The following is a 19,662-nucleotide window of genomic DNA, read 5'->3' as shown; positions in this document are numbered from 1 at the left end:
GGCGGGTGCAGCGGTAGAATGGCTGCATCGGTGAATATCAAGGAGCAAGGTTATCATGGGTACATTGAATCGCCTGTTGCTGGTCAGCCTGCTGGCCTGTCTTCCGCTCGCCGCTCACGCCGAGGACCCGGTTTCCGCTGACCCCGACGTAACCATCCGCCAGGACGGCGACCGCACCATCCAGGAATACCGGGTCAATGGCTTCCTCTATGCCATCAAGGTCATTCCGAAGAATGGCAAACCCTATTTTCTCGTGCGCGCCGATGGCAGCGACGGCAATTTCATTCGTTCGGACGATCCGGACATGCTCATCCCGTCATGGGAAATCTTCAGCTGGTAAGGCAATAAAGGTCTGATATGTCGGTATTCACCCCCCTGGAGCGTCATGAGCTCGAAGTCTTCCTGGCGCCCTACGGGCTCGGGCGCTTGCGTGATTTCCAGGGTATTGCGGCGGGCAGCGAAAACAGCAATTTCTTCGTCAGCCTGGAGCAGGGCGAATACGTTCTGACCCTGGTCGAGCGCGGCCCGGTGGCCGACCTGCCGTTCTTCATCGAACTGCTCGACGTCCTGCACGATGCCGGCCTGCCGGTGCCCTACGCCCTGCGTACCCAGGATGGCCTGGCCCTGCGCAGCCTGGCCGAAAAGCCGGCACTGCTGCAGCCGAGGCTGTCCGGCAAGCACGTGCGCGAGGCCAATGCCCACCACTGCCAGGAAGTCGGCCGCCTGCTGGCGAACATTCACCTGGCGACGCGGGCCACTCCCGTCGAACGACGCAGTGATCGCGGGCTGGACTGGATGCTCGCCGAAGGCCCGAGCCAGGCCCTCAAGCTCGACGAGCAGGCGCTGCCTCTGCTGCGTGATGCGCTGCAGGAGATCGCCGAGCTGAAGCCGCGCATCCTCGCCCTGCCACGCGCCAACCTGCATGCCGACCTGTTCCGCGACAACGTGCTGTTCGACGGCAATCACCTGGCGGGCGTGATCGACTTCTACAACGCCTGCTCGGGGCCGATGCTCTACGACCTGGCCATCACCCTGAACGATTGGTGCTCGCACGAAGATGGCAGCCTCGATGGCGCCCGCGCCCGCGCGCTGCTCGGCGCCTATGCTGCGCTGCGGCCGTTCACGGCGGCAGAGGCCGAGCTGTGGCCCGCCATGCTGCGCGTGGCCTGCGTGCGCTTCTGGCTGTCACGCCTGATCGCCGCCGAGTCGTTCGCCGGGCAGGAAGTGCTGATTCATGACCCCGGCGAGTTCCAGCGCCGCCTGGCGCAACGCCAACAGGTAGACCTGCCTCTGCCGTTCGCACTGTAGGGTGGACCACGCTTTACCGGTCCACCGTGGCAGGCGCTGCGGTGGGTGAGAAGAGCGTCATCCACCCTACGCAGGAACTTGCCGTCAGCGACCGGTTTGCAGAGCGGGCGAGCCGCCAACACCGTAGGGTGGACCACGCTTCACCGGTCCACCGTCGCAGGCGCTGCGGTGGATGAGAAGAGCGTCATCCACCCTACGCAGGAACTTGCCGTCAGCGACCGACTTGCAGAGCGGGGGACCGTCAACACCGTAGGGTGGACCACGCTTTACCGATCCACCGTCGCAGGCACTGCGGTGGATGAAAAGAGCGTCATCCACCCTACGCAGGAACTTGCCGTCAGCTGCCGGAAACCAGTCCCGGCAGTTGCTCGGCCAGCTTGGCGTTGTTGATCGGCGCGCGGATGAAGCCGCGCTGGGTGCCATCCGGGCCGACGATCACCAGGTTGCCGCTGTGATCGACGGTGTAATTTTCCTTGCTGGTGTCGGCCGGGATGTAGGGGATGCTCACCGAATTGGCGAACTTCTGCAGCGTCGCCTCCTCACCGGTCAGCCCTTTGAAGCCCGCATCGAAGTAACCCAGGTACTTGCTCAGTTGCTCCGGCGTATCACGGTGCGGGTCGACGCTGACCATCACCACGTTCAGCCGCGCACGGGTTTCTTCCGGCAGCTGGCCCTGCAGCTGGCGCAGCTGGGCGAGGGTGGCCGGGCAGATATCCGGGCAGAAGGTGTAGCCGAAGAACAGCAGGGTCCAGTCGCCTTTGAGCTGGTCGACCGCCACGGCCTTGCCATCCTGGTTGGTCAGGGTCAGCGCCGGCAGGCTGCGAGGCTGCGGCAACAGGACGATGCCGGCATCGAGCAGCGCCGCCGGATCACCCTGGCCCTTGCTGCTGAGCACCTTGTTGACGGTCAGGCCCAGCACCAGGGCCACGATGGCGACAAGAACGAAGACGGTTATGTGAGTACGAGTCATGAAAGCCCTTAGCACGTCGTGAAGGCCAGCTGCGCCGCCACGGCTCGCTAGACGTTCAGCAGCAGGTAGTGATCCGCCAGCAAGGCGATGAACAACAGGAACAGGTACCAGATACTGTACTTGAAGGTGTTGATCGCCGCGTGCGGTTTGCTGTCACGGTACAGCACCCAGGCCCAGTGCAGGAAGCGCCCGCCGAGCAACAGCGCACAACCGAGATAGAGCACCCCGCTCATGTGGATGGCATAGGGCAGCAGGGTCACGGCGAACATCGCCAGGGTGTAGAGGAGGATGTGCACCTTGGTGTAATGCTCGCCGTGGGTCACCGGCAGCATGGGAATGTCGGCCTTGGCGTACTCGGCCTTGCGATGAATGGCCAGGGCCCAGAAGTGCGGCGGCGTCCAGGCGAAGATGATCAGCACCAGCAGCAGCGGTTCGGCGCTCAGGTGCCCGGTCACCGCCACCCAGCCGAGCAGCGGCGGCGCGGCGCCCGCCAGGCCGCCGATGACGATGTTCTGCGGCGTGGCGCGCTTGAGGAACCCGGTATAGATCACCGCGTAGCCAAGCAGGGAGGCCAGGGTCAGCCAGGCGGCCAGCTCGTTGGTGAACAGCAGCAGCAGGCTCATGCCGGCGATGGCCAGCGCCAGGGCGAATGCCAGCGCGGCAACGGGCGAAACGCGCCCCGAGGTCACCGGCCGCTTGTGCGTGCGCGCCATGATCGAGTCGATGCGCCGGTCCACCACATGGTTGACCGCCGCCGCCGCCCCGGCGCACAGGCCGATGCCGAGGTTGCCGAACAGCAGCACGGTCCACGGCACACCGGCACGGGTGGCGAGGAACATGCCGACCAGGGAAGTGATCAGCATCAGCAGCACCACCCGAGGCTTGGTCAGCTCGAGGTAGTCGCGCCAGTTTGCGGAGGCGGCGTGAGCAGTGAGCACGGTAGCCATGGTCATTCTCCTCTTCTTGTCATTTGCCGAGTGCCGGCGCCAGCTTGCTGGCCATCACCCGCTGCACGGCAGGTTCGCCCGCCCTGGCACGCTCGACAGCGCTGCCACGCAGGCGATAGTTGATCAGCACCATCGTCAGCAGCAGGGCCGCGCCGCCGGCGTTGTGCGCCACCGCCACCAGCAGCGGCAGGTGGAAGATCACGTTGCTCAACCCCAGGCTGATCTGCAGCGCCAGCGCGACCAGCAGCAGCCCGGCCAGGCGCGGCAAACCGGCCGCCCGCAGGCGCCACGCCAGCAACAGCAGCGCCAGCGTGACCAGCAGGGCGCCGATGCGATGGCTCATGTGAATGGCGGTGCGCGCGTCACTGTCGAGCTGGCCACCCAGGTAGTTGGGGCCGATGTGCTGGGTGAGGTGAAAACCCTTGCCGAAGTCCATCGCCGGCCACCACTCGCCGTGGCAGGTGGGCAGGTCGACGCAGGCGACCGCCGCGTAGTTGGAACTGACCCAGCCGCCGAGGACGATCTGCCCGATCACCAGCAGCAGGCAGGCCGCAGCCAGCGCGCGCAGGCCAGCCGGCAACTGCAGCGGTGCGAAACGCCCGGACAGACGCAACGTCAGCAGGGTCAGCAGACTCAGGGTGGCGAAGCCGCCCAGCAGATGCGCCGTGACCACCTGCGGCCAGAGTTGCAGGGTGACCGTCCACATGCCGAACGCCCCCTGCAGGATCACCAGGGCCAGGATGGCCAGTGGCAGCTTGAGCGGTTGCGTGGCATCGGCGCGGCGGCGGATGGCCTGGGTGGCGATGGCCAGTATCACCAGGCCCAGGGAACCGGCGAAGTAGCGATGGATCATCTCGTACCAGCCCTTGGCCACTTCCACCGGCGCCTCCGGGAAGCGCGCCTCGGCGATGGCCTGCTTGTGCTCGCTCATCGGCACGCCGAGAAAACCGTAGCAGCCCGGCCAGTCCGGGCAGCCCAGGCCGGCATGGGTGAGCCGGGTGTAGGCCCCGAGCAGGACCACCACCACGGTCAGGAGGGTCGCGAACAGCGCTAGACGATAACCTGGCTTGTGCATGTCTACTCCTTGGGCACTGGGCTTGGCGCTCTGCCGGCGAAGGCCGGGCGGAGCCTCAACCGATCAGGGAAATCTTCAGCAGGTAGCGCAGGTCATCGAGGATGGCCTTGCCGTCGCTACCGGCGGGGTAGCGCAGCACCAGGTTGCCGTGCGGGTCGACCAGCCACAGCTGGGCGCCGGCTGCCGTCCCGCTGGCCTTGTCGTAGGCCTGCGGATCCAGCGGGTAGCGCCCCAGGCGCGGGTACTCGCGCTCGAGCTTGGCCTGGTAGTCGGCGGGCAGCGCCTCGGCCAGGGCCAGCGCATGACTGGCCCGGGCCGTCTCGCGGTTGAGGCCGATCTGGATCTGCCGCGCCAGGTAGACCAGTTGCTGGCAGTCGGCGGCGCACGCCCCAGGCGCCGTGACCAGGATCTGCCACACCGGCTGCACCTCGCCCTGCACACCGAGATCGGCCAGGGTGCGGCCATCGCCGATCAGCACGCCGTGGTAGCTGCGCGTCTCCGGCACCCAGAAGCGCCATTTGTACATGGCGCTGGCGAGCAGCATCGGGCCGATGACGATGGCCAGGATCAGCAACAGCTGCAGGCGGCCACGCCCCTTGCGCGGAGCCTCAGGCATGGCGATGGCTGGGTTCATGGCGAATCTCCCGTGCGTTGTGTATTCCGAGATAGATGAACAGGCCGAGCAGTGCCGCAGCCAGGGCGAACCACTGCACGGCATAGCCCACATGCTTGCTGGGGCTCATGGAGACGATCGGCCAGTCGACGCGATAGCTGGCGGGCCCGGGTTCCAGGCGCACCTCGAATGGCAGGCCACCGCGCCCCAGGCGCTGCCACAGGTCGGAGGCCTCGACCTGGGTGATCAGCCGGGGCCAGCCCTCCGTGGCGCCGGACTGCAGGTGCAAGCCGCCCGCAGGTGCCACGTAGACCCAGGCCTTGAGCTGCATGACGCCGTCGGGGCTGGCGAAACGGGGCGGCGTGCGCCGGTCCGGCCAGGGCAGCCAGCCACGATTGAGCAACACCCAGAGCCCGCTGGGCTGGTCGTAGAAGGGTTGCAGCAGTTCCACGCCGGCATGGCCGTCACGAATCCGGTTGTCCAGCAGCAGGCTGTGCTCGCTGTCGAAGTAGCCATGCAGCTGCACGCGCCGATAGGCGGGGTCGCGCAGTGGCTCGAGCTGGTCGAGGCTGATCGGCTCGGCCTGGCGCCGTGCCTCGAAACTGGCCAGCAGCTGGCGCTTCTCGTCACCGCGCTGCAGCTGCCAGAAGCCCAGCCACAACAACCCCGGCAGGAGCAGGGCGACCAGCAGGCTGGGCAGCCAGCCGGGACGGAAGGCGCTCATCGCAACCTGCCGTTGGGCTTGGAGTGGCTGGCTATACTGCACTGCATCAGTCGATTCCCCCGGAGTCCCGCATGCTCAAGGCCGCGATCATCCTCTTGCTGCTGGCCACGCTCACCAGCCTGTTCAGCGGCCTGTTCTTCCTGGTCAAGGACGAAGGCCATGGTTCCCGTGTCCTCGGCGCCCTGGCCCTGCGCGTCGGCCTGACCGCCATCACCGTCGCCCTGATCGCCTGGGGCTTCTATTCAGGGCAACTGGTGTCCCACGTCAGCTGGTAGCGCAACGCCTGCGACGATCCGCAGCGCGTTTCTTGCAGCGTGAAGCGTGTGGCTCGCCGCTGCCTCACAGCACGTAGACGAAGATGAACAGGCCCAGCCAGACCACGTCGACGAAGTGCCAGTACCAGGCGGCGGCCTCGAAACCGAAGTGCTTGTCGGCATCGAAATGCCCGCGCAGGATGCGCACCAGCATGACGGTCAGGATCAGGGTGCCGAGCGTCACGTGGGCGCCGTGGAAACCCGTGAGCATGAAGAAGGTCGCCCCGTAGATGCCCGAGCCCAGCGTCAGGCCCAGCTCGGTGTAGGCTTCGATGTACTCCTCGACCTGGAAGAACAGGAAGCTCAGGCCCAGCACGATAGTGGCCGCCAGCCAGGCCTTGAGCGCCCCCCGGTGATTCTTCTTCAGGGCATGGTGGGCGAAGGTGACGGTGAAGCTGGAAGACACCAGCAGGATGGTGTTGACCAGCGGCAGGTGCCACGGGTCGATGACCCCGGTGGGCGGAGGGAACAGCTTGGAGTCGGGGTTCTGCAGCAGGGGCCAGTTGTACTCGAAGCCCTCCCAGAGCATGTTCGCCACACCCTTGTCGCCTTCACCGCCCAGCCAGGGCACGGCAAAGGTGCGGATGTAGAACAGCGCGCCGAAGAAGGCGGCGAAGAACATCACCTCGGAGAAGATGAACCAGCTCATGCCCCAGCGGAACGAGCGGTCCATCTGCGCGCTGTACAGGCCACTGCGACTTTCCTTGATGACGTTGCCGAACCAGCCGAACAGCATCCAGGCCAGGATCAGCCCACCGACGAAGAAGATCAGCGGGCCGTTGGAACTCTCCCGCCCCGCCGACAGGTCGTTGAACCAGGTCCCCACGCCGAAGAAACTCACCAGCAACCCGATACTGGCGACGATGGGCCACTTGCTTTGCGCCGGTACGTAATAGTTTTCGTGACTCGACATTGTTGTTCTCCTTATGGAGTCGCCCGAGCAAGGGTCGCCTGTACCACTGGCGGTTTGCGTTCGGTGATATCGAACAGGGTGTAGCTCAGGGTCAGGTGTTTCACGTCCTGTGGCAGGTCGCGGTCGACGATGAAGCGCACCGGCATCTCGATGCGTTCGCCGGGCTGCAGCACCTGCTGGCTGAAGCAGAAACACTCGGTCTTGTGGAAGAAGGCCGCCGCCTTCGAAGGCGAGATGCTGGGAATCGCCTGCGCGGTCATCGGGTGGTCGCTGGGGTTGTAGGCGACGAACAGCATGTCGCGGGTTTCCCCCGGATGAACCAGCAGCTCGTCGGCCTTGGGCGCGAACTCCCAGACCATCTCGGCCGAGTTGGTGGCGAGGAACTGCACGCGCACCTGGCGCACCTCATCGATCACCTGCTCGCCCTGATAGGGGCCGGCGGTCTTGCCGTTGATCCCGAACACACGGCACATGGCGTCGTAGAACGGCGGCAGGACGAAGACGCCGAAACAGAACATCACCACCACCACGACCAGCAGGCGGGCGACCAGGCGACGCGTCGCGATGACCTCGCTCACGGCGGACCTCCTACTTCACTTCCGGCGGCGTGCTGAAGGTGTGGTAAGGCGCCGGCGAGGGCACCGTCCACTCCAGCCCTTCGGCGCTATCCCAGGGCTTGGCCGGAGCCGGCTTGCCGCCGCGGATGCACTTGATGACGATGAACAGGAACAGCAGCTGGGTCGCCCCGAACAGGAAGGCGCCGATGCTGGAGACCATGTTGAAGTTGGCGAACATCAGGTTGTAGTCGGGGATGCGCCGTGGCATGCCGGCCAGGCCGACGAAATGCATCGGGAAGAAGGCCAGGTTCATGCCCACGAAGCTCATCCAGAAGTGCAGCTTGCCCAGGGTCTCGTCGTACATGTGGCCGGTCCATTTCGGCAGCCAGTAGTAGGCCGAGGCGAAGATGCCGAAGATCGCACCGGGCACCAGCACGTAGTGGAAGTGGGCCACCACGAAGTAGGTGTCGTGGTACTGGAAGTCCGACGGGGCGATGGCCAGCATCAGCCCGGAGAAACCGCCGATGGTGAACAGGATGACGAAGGCCACCGAGAACAGCATCGGCGTCTCGAAGGTCATCGAGCCCTGCCACATGGTGCTGGCCCAGTTGAACACCTTCACCCCGGTAGGCACGGCGATCAGCATGGTGGCGTACATGAAGAACAGCTCGCCGGTCAGCGGGATGCCGACGGTGAACATGTGGTGCGCCCAGACGATGAACGAGAGGAAGGCGATGGCCGCCGTGGCGTAGACCATCGAGGTGTAGCCGAACAGCGGCTTGCGCGCGAACGCCGGGATGATCGAGCTGACCGCACCGAACGCGGGCAGGATCATGATGTACACCTCGGGGTGGCCGAAGAACCAGAACACATGCTGGAACAGCACCGGGTCACCACCGCCGGCGGCGTTGAAGAAGCTGGTGCCGAAGTGGATGTCCATCAGCATCATGGTCACCACGCCGGCCAGCACCGGCATCACCGCGATGAGCAGGAAGGCGGTGATCAGCCAGGTCCAGACGAACAGCGGCATCTTCATCAGCGTCATGCCGGGCGCACGCAGGTTGAGGATGGTGGCGATCACGTTGATCGCGCCCATGATCGAGCTGATGCCCATCAGGTGGATGGCGAAGATGAAGAAGGTGGTGCTCTCCGGCGCATAGGTGGTCGACAGCGGCGCGTAGAAGGTCCAGCCGAAGTTGGGCCCGCCGCCCTCCATGAACAGGGTGCTGACCAGCAGACCGAAGGCCGCCGGCAGCAACCAGAAGCTGAAGTTGTTCATGCGCGGCAGGGCCATGTCCGGCGCGCCGATCATCAGCGGGATCATCCAGTTGGCCAGGCCGACGAAGGCCGGCATCACCGCGCCGAAGACCATGATCAGGCCGTGCATGGTGGTCATCTGGTTGAAGAACTCCGGCTGCACGATCTGCAGGCCCGGCTGGAACAGCTCGGCACGGATGACCATGGCCATCGAGCCGCCGAGCAGAAAGGCGCAGAAGCTGAACCACAGGTACATCGTGCCGATGTCCTTGTGGTTGGTGGTCAGCACCCAGCGCATCAGGCCCTTGGCCGGGCCATGGTGGTGGTCAGTATGACCGTGGTCGATCACTGCACTCATGTCCTTACTCCTGCGCCTTGGAGAAATCGAGGATGTCCTTGGGCGTGACCATGTCACCGACATTGTTGCCCCAGGCATTGCGCTCGTAGGTGATGATGGCGGCCAGGTCGACCGGCGACAGCTGCTTGCCGAACGCCGCCATGGAAGTCCCAGGTTTGCCATGGAAGACGATGTCGATATGGCCTTCGGCCGGCCCGGTGGCGACGGGCGAACCCTTGAGTGCCGGGAACATCGGCGGCAGGCCTTCACCGGTGGGCTGGTGGCAGGCGGCGCAGGTGGTGTTGTAGGCCTTCTCGCCACGCGCCATCAGCTCTTCCATGGTCCACTCCTTGCTGGTCAGCTCGCGCTCGGCAGCGGCCGCCTGCTTGCGCTCGGCCAGCCAGGCGGCGAAGTCCTCCTTGGACTTGGCCTCGACCACCACGGGCATGAAGCCGTGGTCCTTGCCGCACAGCTCGGTGCACTGGCCACGGTAGATGCCGGGCTCCTCGATGCGGGTCCAGGATTCGTTGATGAAGCCGGGAATGGCATCCTTCTTCACCGCCAGAGCCGGCACCCACCAGGAATGGATCACGTCGGCCGCGGTGATGAGGAAGCGCACCTTGGTGCCCACCGGCACCACCAGCGGCTCATCCACCTCCAGCAGGTAGTGTTCGCCCTTGTCTTCGCGGTTGGTGATCTGCGTGCGCGGCGTGGCCAGGTTGCTGAAGAACTCGACATCCTGGCCCAGGTACTTGTAGTGCCACTTCCACTGGTAGCCGGTGATCTGGATGTCCAGCTCGGACTCGGACGAGTCGTAGATGTCGATCAGCGTCTTGGTCGCGGGAATCGCCATCGCCACCAGGATGAACAGTGGCACCACGGTCCAGAGAATCTCGACGGTGGTACTTTCATGGAAGTGCGCGGGCTCCTGGCCGGTGGAGCGGCGGTGCAGGATCATCGACCAGAACATGGCACCGAACACCAGGATGCCGATCACCACACAGATCCAGAAGATGGTCATGTGCAGGTCGAAGACGGAACGGCTGACCTCGGTGACACCGGGCGCCATGTTGACCGTCCACTGGGCGTGCGCCGAGCCCAATGCCAGCCACAGCAGGAGGCCCATCCAGACTCGTGGATGTCGCATCATTGCGGGTTCCCCTTGATTGTTCTTGTTATCCCGCCGGCTGAGCCTGCGGCTAAGGGATCGACTGCCATCGACGAGATCGCGCCTGGCTCACTGCCTGGGCTGCCCCGCCTGACTGCTGGCAACTGCTGTCAAAACCTTTCCGTGCCTGAGCCCGTCCGGTTCCATCAGGTACTGCCTTTCGAAATCGAGTATAGACGGCGACTTTCAGCCCGCAATGTGCCGGAAAGGCCCTCCATGCCCTCCCGACGCCGATGCTGAAGAGCGCGCCCGGCGCGGGTTGTAGCGTTTCTGATACAGGTAGATATAGCGGACTCGCATAAGTATGAAAAAGTTATGACAATCGCGTCTTAGCCCGCGAATTACGCCGGCTAAGGTTCACGTCCATGTCCTGAATTCGTAGGAGCAGTCATGAACACCGCCGCCCTTCGCCAACTGATCGCCCAGGCCCGCCAGCAGGAAGCCGGCGAGCAGACCCTCGCCCGCTTCCTCCAGACGCAGCTGGAACGCCTGCATCCCTCCATCCGCCTGCCCGAAGACAATGCATCGGGGGCGCTGAGCGCTTTCGTCATCGCCTATATCGAAGAGGTGCCGGACGTCCTCGACGCGGCCGCCGACGTGGCCCGCGAAGCCGGAATCGAGGCAGCGGTCAAACCGGTGCTGAAGATCGCCGAGCAGTTCTTCCTGCAGCCGCCGACGCTGGTGGCGGGGCACGAAGGGCTCGAAGGCCTGCTCGACGAGGCCTACCTGGCGCATCGCCTGGTGGAAGAGGTCAACGACCGCTACATCGCCCACCTCGGGCAGCCGTTGATCCCGCTGGATACCACCCGCGCCAACCTGATCGCCCACCAGTTGATCGGCGAGCCGTTCGCCAACCAGCTGGACGAAGCGGTGCACCATGCCCTGGCCGGCATGCTCGACGACAGCAGCTTCGACCAGCCGTCCGTGCAGGCCTACCGCGAGCGCCTGGCGGCGCCGAATACCGCGTCGGCCTGGCAGCGCTGGCCCTGCCTGTCGCAACAGCTGGGGGTGGAGCTGCAGCTCACGGCGTGATCAGCAGCAGGATCAGCGACAGGGTGAGCAGCGAGCCCAGGGTCGAGAACAGGATCGCCCGCGACACCAGCCCGGCCTCGCGGTCGTAGTATTCGGCCAGCATGAAGGGGCCGGTGCCGGTTGGCAGCGCGCTGAGCAGCAGCGCAGCGTGTGCCCAGAAGGGTGGCAGGTCGAGCAGGACGAAGGCGATGAACCAGGTCACCAGCGGCTGCAACACCAGCTTGAGACCTACCAGGGGCCAGGCCCCGGCGCCCGAGCCGCTTTGCCGCTGCGCCAGGAACAGCCCCAGCGAGACCAGGGCGCAAGGCACGGTGGCAGCCCCCAGCAGACGCAGGAATTCGTCCAGCGCCGCGGGCAGCTGAGCCCCGCCCAGGGCCCAGGCGGCGCCGAGCAGCGGCGCCACCACCAGCGGGTTCTTCAGCAGCGCGGCGAACACCTGGAGGATCGCCCCGGCCAGCCCCTTCTTGCTCTGCAACCCCACCTCGATGCACACCACCGCCAGGCCGAACAGCACGCAGACCACCATCAGCGAGGCGATCAACGCCGGCGCCATGCCGTCGTCGCCGAGCACCAGCACGCACAGCGGAATGCCGATGTAGCCGGTGTTGGCGTAGCCGGCGCTGAGGCCATCGATACTGGCGTCGACCAGGCTGCCCGTGGCTTTCCAGCGATACGCCAGGGTGATCAGGAACACCGCCAGCATGCCGCCGGTGAAGGCGAGCAGGAAACCCGGCTGCCAGATATGCGCCCAGTCGGCCTTGGCCGTGAGGCTGAACAGCAATGCCGGCAGGCCGAGCCAGACCACGAAGCGGTTCATCTCCGAGGCGGCGGTCGGTCCTAGGCGGTTGGTACGTCGGCAGATGTAGCCGATCAGGATCAGGCCGAAGATCGGCAACAGGACATTGAGAACGGTGGACATCGTACTGCGCCAGCGAAAGGGGAGACCGAGACTAGGGGCCCGCGCCAGCCAGAGCAAGCCGTCGTCTGTGATTCCACCTCGCCCGCCGGCGTCTAGGATTGACATGCCGGGGCAACCCGGCGCCGCCGCGAGCCAGCCCGAAGTCAGCAGCGCGTCGGCCATGCTGCTCGAAGGACAAGCTCGAAATGCTCATTCACCGCTCGTAAAGTCGAGCGCGACTCCTACCGGTCCTCGCCTGCTTGATTCGCTGGCGCTCACCCTTCGGGCCAGCCCTGGGCTGTTAATCCCGCTGGTCGTTGCGCCTTGCATGGCTCCAGCTCGCGAGACTTTGAACAGGCTCTACCCATGCAAGCGCTGTTGAACGAAATTCTCGATGAAGTCCGCCCGCTGATCGGCCAGGGCAAGGTCGCCGACTACATCCCCGCCCTGGCCAGTATCGTCCCCGATCAACTGGGCATCGCCGTGTACGGCAACGATGGCCAGCTGCATGTCGCCGGCGATGCGCGCACGCCGTTTTCCATCCAGAGCATCTCCAAGGTCTTCAGCCTGGTGCAGGCCATCGGCCACAGCGGCGAAGACATCTGGCAGCGCCTCGGCCACGAACCCTCGGGGCAGCCATTCAACTCGCTGGTACAGCTCGAGTTCGAACGCGGCAGGCCGCGCAACCCCTTCATCAACGCCGGCGCCCTGGTGATCTGCGACATCAACCAGTCGCGCTACGCAGCACCGGCGCTGTCGATGCGCGACTTCGTCCGGCGCCTGTCGGACAACCCGGAGGTGACGGTGGACAACCATGTCGCCGAGTCGGAGTACCAGCACCGCGCACGCAACGCGGCGGCGGCCTACCTGATGCAGTCGTTCGGCAATTTCCACAACGAGGTGGAGGCGGTGCTGCGCAGCTACTTCAGTTGCTGCGCCTTGCGCATGAGCTGCGTCGACCTGGCGCGGGCCTTCGGCTTCCTGGCCAACCAGGGGTTCTGCCAGCACAGCGGCGAGCAGGTGCTGTCGCCGCGCCAGAGCAAGCAGATCAACGCCATCATGGCCACCAGCGGGCTGTACGACGAAGCCGGCAACTTCGCCTATCGCGTCGGCCTGCCGGGCAAGAGTGGCGTGGGTGGCGGGATAGTCGCGGTGGTGCCGGGGCAGTTCAGCGTCTGCGTGTGGTCACCGGAGTTGAACGCCGCCGGCAACTCGCTGGCCGGCATGAAGGCCCTGGAGCTGCTCAGTCAGCGCATTGGCTGGTCGGTGTTCTGAGCCGATGGGCTATGGTCGCTACAGGCCGCACCGTCGTGCGGCCATCGAGAAGACCAGGAGTGCTCATGTCGATGCCCGAGTACCACATGTTCGCCGCTGCCCCCGCACCGGTCGCGCCGTTCTCCCACGCCTGCGAAGCCGATGGCTGGGTGTTCGTCACCGGCCAGCTGCCCATCGAGCCGGGCGATGAGTCCGCGCCCCTGCCCGAGGGCATCGAGGCGCAGACCCACAAGACCTTCGACAACCTGCTGGTGGTGCTGAACGGCCTTGGCCTGGGCCTGGAGAACGTGGTTTCGGCACGCGCCTTCCTCACCGATTTCCACGCGGATTACCAGCGTTTCAATGCGGTGTACGCCAGCTACTTCCCCGAAGGCAAGCGCCCGGCCCGTACCTGCATCGGCACCACCGGCCTGGCCCGCCATGCGCGGGTGGAGATCGACTTCATCGCCAGGCGGCCATGACGGCCACCTACAGCAACTTGCGGTACTGGACGAAGCCCGAGCGTTCGCCGATGCGCTCGTAGAGCAGCTTGGCCTGGCTGTTGCTCTCGTGCGTCAGCCAGTGCACCCGCGAGCAGCCCGCCTCACGCGCCTGCTCGTAGACATGCTGGATCAGCCGGCGGCCGACACCGCTGCTGCGCTGGCCACGCGCGACGAACAGATCCTGCAGGTAGCAGTAGTCGCCCAGGGTCCAGGTCGAGCGGTGCATGACCCAGTGCACCAGCCCGATGGCCTGCTCGCCCTGCCAGGCCAGGGCCGCGCCCATCGGCTCGGCGGGGTCGAGAAAGCGCTGCCAGGTGGCGGCGCTGGCTTCGGCTGGAATGTCGGTCATGTAGAAGCGCTGATAACCCTGCCACAGGGGCAGCCAGGCTTCGTGGTCGGCAGCAACTACGGGGCGAATCTCGACGCTCATCGTCCTTCCTCTGTGGGCAGGTGGATCAGTCGTTCATCTCACCACAGAGATCGCGCGCCAGCCAGTGCTCGACCTCGTTCTGCAGCAGGCCGGCCCCGAGCAGGGCGAACAACTTGCCCAGCGCAGCCTCGCGCGTCATGCCGCCACAGGACACCAGGCCGACCTCGGCCAGGCGACTGCCGGCGGCGTACACGCCGAACTGCACATGGCCCTGCGCGCACTGGCTGATTGCCGCCAGCACCACGCCACGCCCGTGCGCCTCGCGCAGCACTTCCATCAGCTCGGCATCGCCGGCAGGGCCGGTGCCGCTGCCGTAGCACTCCAGCAACAGGCCCTGGACACCGCTCGCCAGCAGGGCTCGCAGGTGCCCGGCCTGCACGGCAGGGTGCAACGGCAACACGGCGACGTTCACCGCACGACGAGCCTGGCGATAGTCGATGCGCGCGGTGATGGCCGCACGCTCGGCCTGGCGCTCGCGGGGCAGCACCTGGAAGGCGTCGAAGGCGTCGCTGCGCAGCTTCGAGCAACGCGCACCGTGCAGCAGGTGGCCGTCGAAGAACAGATGCACCCCCGGCTTCACCCCACGATGCAACGCGCGCATCGCACCGAACAGATTGGGCCAGGCGTCGCCGCCTTCGACACCCGCCGGCTGCATGGCGCCGGTCAGCACCACCGGCACGTTGAAGCCCAGCAACAGGAAGCTCAGCGCCGCCGCGCTGTAGGCCAGGGTATCGGTGCCATGCAGCACCAGCACCGCGTCATGCTCACCCGCCTCGACGGCCTCGACGATCAGGTCGCGCAGGGCCAGCCAGTGGCCAGGGTTCATGTTGGCGCTGTCGATCAGCGGTAGCAGCTCGCGAAACTGCCACTGCGGCAGCTCGCTGCCATCCTCGCGCGCCTGCTGGTCACGCATGCGCGCCTCGAAACCGGAGGCCGGCGCCAGGCCGTCCGCGCTCATCTGCATGCCGATGGTGCCGCCGGTGTACAGCACCAGGAGTCTTTCTGGGGTAGCCATGGGCTCTCCTCGCAAATCACGGACATGAACCCCTCACAGGGGCTTCAGGCGTCCTGGCGGCGGCCTCAACAGGCAGCCACCTAATATGACAGGCCAAAAAAAGGGGGCCTCGCCCCCTTTTTTCCGGATCAACTCAACGCTGGAAAACGCGGTCACCGACTTCCGCAGGGTCTGCGGCGTTGCTCGGCTGGCTGCTCCACACAGCGGGGTCGAGGTCCAGATCGGCGAACTGCTTGGCATCGAACACCGGGGACTCGACGCCAGCCTTGATCTGGCTATCGTAGTCGCGCATCAGGCGCACGCCTACCTTGAACAGCAGCGCCAGGGCGATGAGGTTGGCGATGGCCAGCAGGCCCATGGTCACGTCGGCGAAGGCGAACACGGTGCCCAGGTCCTGCACCGAACCCCACAGCACCAGAACCACCACCAGCACACGGTAGACCATTACCGGGGCGCGCTTCTGGCTGAAGAAGCCCAGGGCGTTCTCGCCGAGGTAGTAGTTGTAGATCAGGGTGGTGAAGACGAACAGCAGCAGGGCGATGCTGATGAACACGCGGCCCCACTCGCCGACCACGGCGGCGACGGCAGTCTGGGTCAGGACCACACCGGCCTCTTCCATGCCCGGCTGATAGACACCGGAGAGCAGGATGATCAGCGCGGTGCAGCTGCACAGGATCAGGGTGTCGATGAACACGCTGAGCGACTGCACGATGCCCTGCGCGGCCGGATGCTTAACCTCGGCGACGGCGGCCACGTTGGGCGCGCTGCCCAGGCCGGCCTCGTTGGAGAACAGGCCGCGCTTGACGCCCATGATGATGGCGGCGCCGATGCCACCGGCAAACGCCGGCTCCAGGCCGAACGCGCTCTTGAAGATCAGCGCGAAGGTGGCCGGCACTTCGGAGATATTCAGGCCGATCACCAGCAGCGCCATGGCGATGTAGGAGAACGCCATGACCGGTACCAGCACGTCGGCGAACTGGGCGATACGCTTGATGCCGCCGAAGATGATCAGGCCGATCACCACGGTCAGGGCGATGCCGCTGACCAGCGTCGGTACGCCGAAGGTGTCATGCAGCGAGCTGGCCACGGTGAACGACTGCACCGCGTTGAAACCGAAACCGAAGGTCGCCAGCAGCAGGATCGACACGACGATGCCCAGCCAGCGCTGACCGAGACCATGCTGGATGTAGAACGCCGGGCCGCCACGGTAGGTGCCGTCGGCTTCGCGGCGCTTGTACAGCTGCGCCAGGGAGCACTCGAAGAAGCTGGTGGCCATGCCGACCAGGGCAACGACCCACATCCAGAAGATGGCGCCCGGGCCACCGAGCATGATCGCCACCGAGACGCCGGCGATGTTGCCCGCCCCCACGCGGCCGGCCACCGACAGCATCAGGGCCTGGAACGAGCTGAGCTGGCCAGGCTGGCGCTGCAGCGCTTCGCTGAAGATGCGGAACATGCTGCCGAAGTAGCGGAACTGAACGAAACGTGAGGCGACGGTGAAGTACAGGCCGAGACCGATCAGCATCACGATCAGCAGCTTGCTCCAGATGAGGTCATTGAGAAGATCGAGCATGGGAGGCTTTCTCTCTTGTTGTTCTGAATAGGGAATGCGCCCGCCGGGCGGGAGGCGCAATGGTTGGTGAAGGCGCCGCAGGGGACAATTTCGCAGGTCGCGGCGAACTGATGCGAGTTGATGCTAGAATCGCATCTTTCGCATCAGCTGGAGCGGTCATATGTCCGATTCCCTCGGCAGCAACCTGAAACTGCTCTGCAGCCACTACCGCTCGATCGCCGAGGTGTGCCGCAAGCTGGCGATCAACCGCGCCCAGTTCAACCGCTACCTGGCGGGCCAGAGCAGGCCCACCGCGCACAACCTCAAGCGCATCTGCGATTTCTTCGGCGTCGAGCCGTTCGAACTGGCCATGCCGAGCGAGCAGTTCGCCCGCCTGATCGGCGCACGCAGCGGTGATGCGCCCAGCCATGGCGCCAGCGACCCCCTGCTGGAGCTGTTCGCCCCCCTGCGGCGTCAGGCCAGCCCGATGGACCGCTACTGCGGCTACTACTTCGAGTATTCCAACTGCATGTCGGTGCCCGGCCACGTGCTGCTGTCACTGGTGCACCTGCGCGAGGAGCGCGGCAACTACCTGTTCGAGCGCCAGGAACGCCAGGAGCGCCAGGAGCAGACCCGCGGCGGCAGCGAGGACTGGGTGCGCTGCCGCTACCTGGGCACGGCGCTGTTCCTGCAGGACCGCCTGTTCCTGGTGGACTACGAGTCGCTCACCGGCAACGAGATGAGCCAGACCATCCTGATCCCCAGCTTCAAGAGCCGCATCATCCGCCTCAACGGCATCAAGACCGGCGTCTCCAGCGGTGACCGGCGCACGCCGGCCTGCACCCGCGTGGTCTGGCAGTATCTGGGGCACGAGATCAACCGGGTCAACGCCTATCGCCAGTTGATGCTCTACGCACCGGATGACCCACGCATCGACGACGACGTGCGCCAGCGCCTGAGCGGCGCGCAACTGCGTGACGGCCTGTTCGAGATGGAATGAGGCCTTATCGACGCAGCGCCTCCAGGCGCTGCCGCTGCTGGCCCTGCTCGTCGAAGTTCTCCGCCGCCAGCCACAGCTGGAACGCAGTCCGGCAGCCCGGCCACTCGCCGTCGATGATGGAGAACCAGGCGGTGTCGCGGTTGCGCCCCTTGCGCACCATGTGCTGACGGAACAGGCCCTCGCGGGTGAAGCCAAAGCGCTCGGCGGCCCGCTCCGAGCGGGCATTGGCCGCATCGCACTTCCATTCCAGACGGCGGTAGCCCAGGTCGTCGAAGGCATGCCGCGCCAGCAGGTAAATGGCTTCGGTGGCACCGGCCGTGCGCTGCATGGGCGCGCCGAAGGCGACGTGGCCAATCTCGATGCTGCCATCGAGCGCCATGATGCGTAGGTAGCTGAACAGGCCCAGGGCGCGGCCCGTGGCCTGGTCGATCACGGCATAGAACAGCGGATCGCGACTCTCGGCATTGCCCGTCAACCAGGCGTCGAAACTGGCGCGCTCGGTGAACGGACCGTAGGGCAGGTAATCCCACAGCGCGGGATCCGGCCCCTGCAGGGCGCACCAGAGGTCCTCGCCATGACGCGCCACATCCAGCGCCTCGATGCGCACGAAGCGGCCCTGCAGCACGCGCTGGTCCGGCTGCGGACGGGGTTGCCAGTGGGTGAGATCGGTGGTCATCAGAAGAGCTTCCTGTACTGGATGAAGCCGGAGCGGTCGCCAATGCGGTCGTAGAGCATGCGGCCCCGGTAGTTGGTTTCCTGGGTCAGCCAGTGCACGCGACTGGCACCGGCTGCCCGTGCCTCGCGGTAGACGTGCTCGATCAGCGCACGGCCGATCCCGGCACCGCGAATGTGCTCGGCGACATAGAGGTCCTGCAAGTAGCAGTAGTCGCCGCTGGTCCAGCAACTGCGGTGGTAGATGAAATGCACCAGGCCGATCGCCTGGCCCTCCTGCCAGGCCAGCGCAGCGTGCATCGGTTCGGCCGGGTCGAGAAAGCGCTGCCAGGTCACGGCGCTGGTTTCGGCCGCTATGTCAGCCTGATAGAAACGCTGGTAAGCCTGCCAGAGCGGCAGCCAGGCCGCATGGTCGTCGGCGGTTACAGGGCGAATGTCGAGCATTGGGCACTCCTTGTGTCTCAGTCGGTTGGATTCATCTGCTGGGCCAGCTCGCGGTCACTGGCACGGGCCGACTCCGCCAGGCCCGCACGCACGCCGGCCTGGTCGCCGGCCGAACGGTTCTGGCTGAGCTTCCACTTGCCCTCGATGCGACGGATCGGCAGGGCGAAGCCGACGATGGCGCGCAACATGGCGTCGATGTAGGCGCGCGGCGCGTCGCTCACCGCCCAGGGCCGGGCACGCCCCTGTTCATGACGGTCGCTGAGGCGGCTGACCAGGCGCAGCAGGCGCTCGGGGTCGTCGAACACCTCGGCCTGCCCCCAGGCATGCACGGCGATGTAGTTCCAGGTCGGTACCACCTTGCCGTGCTCGGCCTTGGCCGGGTACCAGCCGGGATGCACATAGCCATCCGCGCCACTGAACACCACCAGGGCCTCGGTGCCAGTGGCGAGGTCTCGCCAGTGCGGATTGGCCCGGGCGAAGTGGCCGTAGAGCGTGCCGAACTCGCCTTCGTGCGGCTCCAGCAGCAACGGCAGGTGGCTGGCCTGCAGCCCCTGTTCGCCGGCACTGCTGAGCAGGGCGAGGCCGCTGGCCTGAATCTGCTGGTGCAGGGTGGCCAGGTCGTCCTGGCGAAAAGCGCTGGGGCAGTACATGAGCAGCTATCTCCGATGCGATGGCGCCA

23 protein-coding genes are annotated in these 19,662 nt (G+C 65.8%); 7 read left to right on the top strand and 16 right to left on the bottom strand.

The annotated features are described in order from the left end of the window. The first annotated feature begins 55 nt into the window (after positions 1-55). A complete protein-coding gene (locus JLK41_RS00610; protein ID WP_037053961.1) occupies positions 56-340 on the top strand; it encodes a DUF2782 domain-containing protein in 285 nt (94 codons plus the stop codon). A 17-nt stretch (positions 341-357) separates the two neighbouring features. Next, complete coding sequence (locus JLK41_RS00605) at positions 358-1,308, top strand: homoserine kinase (RefSeq protein WP_037053963.1); 951 nt, start codon at positions 358-360, stop codon at positions 1,306-1,308. 337 nt (positions 1,309-1,645) lie between these two features. Here the strand turns inward: JLK41_RS00605 and JLK41_RS00600 are convergent, their stop codons facing one another. The 5 genes from JLK41_RS00600 to JLK41_RS00580 are packed head-to-tail and all read right to left on the bottom strand — an operon-like array spanning position 1,646 to position 5,637. Continuing rightward, the gene (locus tag JLK41_RS00600) at positions 1,646-2,278 is read right to left on the bottom strand and encodes an SCO family protein (RefSeq protein ID WP_037053965.1); all 633 of its coding nucleotides are present in this window, start codon (positions 2,276-2,278) and stop codon (positions 1,646-1,648) included. A 47-nt stretch (positions 2,279-2,325) separates the two neighbouring features. After that, positions 2,326-3,225 carry a heme o synthase gene (cyoE, locus tag JLK41_RS00595; RefSeq protein ID WP_210390135.1) on the bottom strand — a complete coding sequence of 300 codons (900 nt, stop codon included), beginning with the start codon at positions 3,223-3,225 and terminating at the stop codon, positions 2,326-2,328. A 19-nt stretch (positions 3,226-3,244) separates the two neighbouring features. Beyond that, positions 3,245-4,300, bottom strand: a complete 1,056-nt coding sequence (locus JLK41_RS00590) for a COX15/CtaA family protein (RefSeq protein WP_037053967.1) — start codon at positions 4,298-4,300, stop codon at positions 3,245-3,247. 55 nt (positions 4,301-4,355) lie between these two features. Beyond that, positions 4,356-4,934 carry a hypothetical protein gene (locus JLK41_RS00585; protein WP_210390134.1) on the bottom strand — a complete coding sequence of 193 codons (579 nt, stop codon included), beginning with the start codon at positions 4,932-4,934 and terminating at the stop codon, positions 4,356-4,358. Then, the gene (locus JLK41_RS00580; protein WP_210390133.1) at positions 4,909-5,637 is read right to left on the bottom strand and encodes an SURF1 family protein; all 729 of its coding nucleotides are present in this window, start codon (positions 5,635-5,637) and stop codon (positions 4,909-4,911) included. The genes JLK41_RS00585 and JLK41_RS00580 overlap by 26 nt, the downstream gene beginning before the upstream one ends. 71 nt (positions 5,638-5,708) lie before the next feature. Here JLK41_RS00580 and JLK41_RS00575 point away from each other — a divergent pair, with 71 nt between their 5' ends. Further along, positions 5,709-5,912 carry a twin transmembrane helix small protein gene (locus JLK41_RS00575; RefSeq protein WP_134677559.1) on the top strand — a complete coding sequence of 68 codons (204 nt, stop codon included), beginning with the start codon at positions 5,709-5,711 and terminating at the stop codon, positions 5,910-5,912. Positions 5,913-5,976: 64 nt separating this feature from the next. Here the strand turns inward: JLK41_RS00575 and JLK41_RS00570 are convergent, their stop codons facing one another. Genes JLK41_RS00570 through coxB form a run of 4 tightly spaced genes read right to left on the bottom strand, consistent with a single transcriptional unit; the run spans position 5,977 to position 10,165 of the window. Beyond that, the gene (locus tag JLK41_RS00570; protein WP_037053976.1) at positions 5,977-6,864 is read right to left on the bottom strand and encodes a cytochrome c oxidase subunit 3; all 888 of its coding nucleotides are present in this window, start codon (positions 6,862-6,864) and stop codon (positions 5,977-5,979) included. Between the two features lie 11 nt (positions 6,865-6,875). Next, positions 6,876-7,442: a cytochrome c oxidase assembly protein gene (locus tag JLK41_RS00565; RefSeq protein WP_047592768.1), complete on the bottom strand. Its 567-nt coding sequence runs from the start codon at positions 7,440-7,442 to the stop codon at positions 6,876-6,878. A 10-nt stretch (positions 7,443-7,452) separates the two neighbouring features. Then, positions 7,453-9,036 (bottom strand): cytochrome c oxidase subunit I, encoded by a 1,584-nt coding sequence (gene ctaD, locus JLK41_RS00560; RefSeq protein WP_210390132.1) that lies wholly within the window; start codon positions 9,034-9,036, stop codon positions 7,453-7,455. Positions 9,037-9,040: 4 nt separating this feature from the next. Beyond that, positions 9,041-10,165: a cytochrome c oxidase subunit II gene (gene coxB, locus JLK41_RS00555; RefSeq protein WP_081876491.1), complete on the bottom strand. Its 1,125-nt coding sequence runs from the start codon at positions 10,163-10,165 to the stop codon at positions 9,041-9,043. A gap of 408 nt (positions 10,166-10,573) precedes the next feature. Between coxB and JLK41_RS00550 the strand changes: the two genes are divergently transcribed. Next, positions 10,574-11,215, top strand: coding sequence for a hypothetical protein (locus JLK41_RS00550; RefSeq protein WP_037053988.1), 642 nt, complete (start codon positions 10,574-10,576; stop codon positions 11,213-11,215). On the opposite strand, the gene JLK41_RS00545 is transcribed toward JLK41_RS00550, so the two are convergent. Then, complete coding sequence (locus JLK41_RS00545; protein ID WP_037053991.1) at positions 11,205-12,134, bottom strand: AEC family transporter; 930 nt, start codon at positions 12,132-12,134, stop codon at positions 11,205-11,207. The two genes, JLK41_RS00550 and JLK41_RS00545, sit on opposite strands and share 11 nt — an antisense overlap. Positions 12,135-12,479: 345 nt before the next feature. Between JLK41_RS00545 and glsB the strand changes: the two genes are divergently transcribed. Beyond that, positions 12,480-13,388, top strand: a complete 909-nt coding sequence (gene glsB, locus JLK41_RS00540; RefSeq protein WP_037053994.1) for a glutaminase B — start codon at positions 12,480-12,482, stop codon at positions 13,386-13,388. 65 nt (positions 13,389-13,453) lie between these two features. Next, positions 13,454-13,849, top strand: a complete 396-nt coding sequence (locus JLK41_RS00535) for a RidA family protein (protein ID WP_175254465.1) — start codon at positions 13,454-13,456, stop codon at positions 13,847-13,849. A gap of 7 nt (positions 13,850-13,856) precedes the next feature. Here JLK41_RS00535 and JLK41_RS00530 read toward each other — a convergent pair whose 3' ends face one another. From JLK41_RS00530 to JLK41_RS00520, 3 genes are all read right to left on the bottom strand, one after another. Next, entirely contained in the window at positions 13,857-14,300 is a 444-nt protein-coding gene (locus JLK41_RS00530; RefSeq protein ID WP_037054000.1) for a GNAT family N-acetyltransferase, read from the bottom strand. Positions 14,301-14,325: 25 nt separating this feature from the next. Next, on the bottom strand, positions 14,326-15,315 hold the full coding sequence (locus JLK41_RS00525) for an asparaginase (protein ID WP_210390131.1): 990 nt from the start codon (positions 15,313-15,315) through the stop codon (positions 14,326-14,328). A gap of 133 nt (positions 15,316-15,448) precedes the next feature. Then, positions 15,449-16,888: an alanine/glycine:cation symporter family protein gene (locus JLK41_RS00520; protein WP_037054005.1), complete on the bottom strand. Its 1,440-nt coding sequence runs from the start codon at positions 16,886-16,888 to the stop codon at positions 15,449-15,451. A 160-nt stretch (positions 16,889-17,048) separates the two neighbouring features. Here JLK41_RS00520 and JLK41_RS00515 point away from each other — a divergent pair, with 160 nt between their 5' ends. Continuing rightward, positions 17,049-17,867, top strand: coding sequence for a helix-turn-helix domain-containing protein (locus JLK41_RS00515; protein ID WP_037054009.1), 819 nt, complete (start codon positions 17,049-17,051; stop codon positions 17,865-17,867). A 4-nt stretch (positions 17,868-17,871) separates the two neighbouring features. Here the strand turns inward: JLK41_RS00515 and JLK41_RS00510 are convergent, their stop codons facing one another. The 3 genes from JLK41_RS00510 to JLK41_RS00500 are packed head-to-tail and all read right to left on the bottom strand — an operon-like array spanning position 17,872 to position 19,633. Beyond that, positions 17,872-18,543, bottom strand: coding sequence for a GNAT family N-acetyltransferase (locus JLK41_RS00510; protein ID WP_175254466.1), 672 nt, complete (start codon positions 18,541-18,543; stop codon positions 17,872-17,874). After that, complete coding sequence (locus tag JLK41_RS00505) at positions 18,543-18,983, bottom strand: GNAT family N-acetyltransferase (RefSeq protein ID WP_134677552.1); 441 nt, start codon at positions 18,981-18,983, stop codon at positions 18,543-18,545. Before JLK41_RS00505 ends, JLK41_RS00510 begins: the two co-directional genes overlap by 1 nt. A gap of 17 nt (positions 18,984-19,000) precedes the next feature. Continuing rightward, complete coding sequence (locus tag JLK41_RS00500; protein WP_152487517.1) at positions 19,001-19,633, bottom strand: FMN-binding negative transcriptional regulator; 633 nt, start codon at positions 19,631-19,633, stop codon at positions 19,001-19,003. Positions 19,634-19,662 lie beyond the last annotated feature (29 nt).

It is taken from the genome of Ectopseudomonas khazarica, from assembly GCF_017915135.1.
Taxonomy (GTDB): domain Bacteria; phylum Pseudomonadota; class Gammaproteobacteria; order Pseudomonadales; family Pseudomonadaceae; genus Aquipseudomonas; species Aquipseudomonas khazarica.
Note: the sequence above shows the minus strand (reverse complement) of the source record. Positions and strands in the feature narration are given on the sequence as shown.

Excerpts from the sequence above, each read along its gene's own strand:
- JLK41_RS00545 (WP_037053991.1), bottom strand. The coding sequence starts at position 12,134 with ATGTCCACCGTTCTCAATGTCCTGTTGCCGATCTTCGGCCTGATCCTG.
- JLK41_RS00510 (WP_175254466.1), bottom strand. The coding sequence starts at position 18,543 with ATGACCACCGATCTCACCCACTGGCAACCCCGTCCGCAGCCGGACCAG.
- JLK41_RS00530 (WP_037054000.1), bottom strand. The coding sequence starts at position 14,300 with ATGAGCGTCGAGATTCGCCCCGTAGTTGCTGCCGACCACGAAGCCTGG.
- JLK41_RS00590 (WP_037053967.1), bottom strand. The coding sequence starts at position 4,300 with ATGCACAAGCCAGGTTATCGTCTAGCGCTGTTCGCGACCCTCCTGACC.
- JLK41_RS00580 (WP_210390133.1), bottom strand. The coding sequence starts at position 5,637 with ATGAGCGCCTTCCGTCCCGGCTGGCTGCCCAGCCTGCTGGTCGCCCTG.
- JLK41_RS00515 (WP_037054009.1), top strand. The coding sequence starts at position 17,049 with ATGTCCGATTCCCTCGGCAGCAACCTGAAACTGCTCTGCAGCCACTAC.
- JLK41_RS00535 (WP_175254465.1), top strand. The coding sequence starts at position 13,454 with ATGTCGATGCCCGAGTACCACATGTTCGCCGCTGCCCCCGCACCGGTC.
- JLK41_RS00610 (WP_037053961.1), top strand. The coding sequence starts at position 56 with ATGGGTACATTGAATCGCCTGTTGCTGGTCAGCCTGCTGGCCTGTCTT.
- JLK41_RS00525 (WP_210390131.1), bottom strand. The coding sequence starts at position 15,315 with ATGGCTACCCCAGAAAGACTCCTGGTGCTGTACACCGGCGGCACCATC.
- JLK41_RS00570 (WP_037053976.1), bottom strand. The coding sequence starts at position 6,864 with ATGTCGAGTCACGAAAACTATTACGTACCGGCGCAAAGCAAGTGGCCC.
- glsB (WP_037053994.1), top strand. The coding sequence starts at position 12,480 with ATGCAAGCGCTGTTGAACGAAATTCTCGATGAAGTCCGCCCGCTGATC.
- JLK41_RS00605 (WP_037053963.1), top strand. The coding sequence starts at position 358 with ATGTCGGTATTCACCCCCCTGGAGCGTCATGAGCTCGAAGTCTTCCTG.
- JLK41_RS00585 (WP_210390134.1), bottom strand. The coding sequence starts at position 4,934 with ATGAACCCAGCCATCGCCATGCCTGAGGCTCCGCGCAAGGGGCGTGGC.
- JLK41_RS00575 (WP_134677559.1), top strand. The coding sequence starts at position 5,709 with ATGCTCAAGGCCGCGATCATCCTCTTGCTGCTGGCCACGCTCACCAGC.
- JLK41_RS00500 (WP_152487517.1), bottom strand. The coding sequence starts at position 19,633 with ATGTACTGCCCCAGCGCTTTTCGCCAGGACGACCTGGCCACCCTGCAC.
- ctaD (WP_210390132.1), bottom strand. The coding sequence starts at position 9,036 with ATGAGTGCAGTGATCGACCACGGTCATACTGACCACCACCATGGCCCG.
- coxB (WP_081876491.1), bottom strand. The coding sequence starts at position 10,165 with ATGATGCGACATCCACGAGTCTGGATGGGCCTCCTGCTGTGGCTGGCA.
- JLK41_RS00505 (WP_134677552.1), bottom strand. The coding sequence starts at position 18,983 with ATGCTCGACATTCGCCCTGTAACCGCCGACGACCATGCGGCCTGGCTG.
- JLK41_RS00520 (WP_037054005.1), bottom strand. The coding sequence starts at position 16,888 with ATGCTCGATCTTCTCAATGACCTCATCTGGAGCAAGCTGCTGATCGTG.
- JLK41_RS00600 (WP_037053965.1), bottom strand. The coding sequence starts at position 2,278 with ATGACTCGTACTCACATAACCGTCTTCGTTCTTGTCGCCATCGTGGCC.
- JLK41_RS00550 (WP_037053988.1), top strand. The coding sequence starts at position 10,574 with ATGAACACCGCCGCCCTTCGCCAACTGATCGCCCAGGCCCGCCAGCAG.
- cyoE (WP_210390135.1), bottom strand. The coding sequence starts at position 3,225 with ATGGCTACCGTGCTCACTGCTCACGCCGCCTCCGCAAACTGGCGCGAC.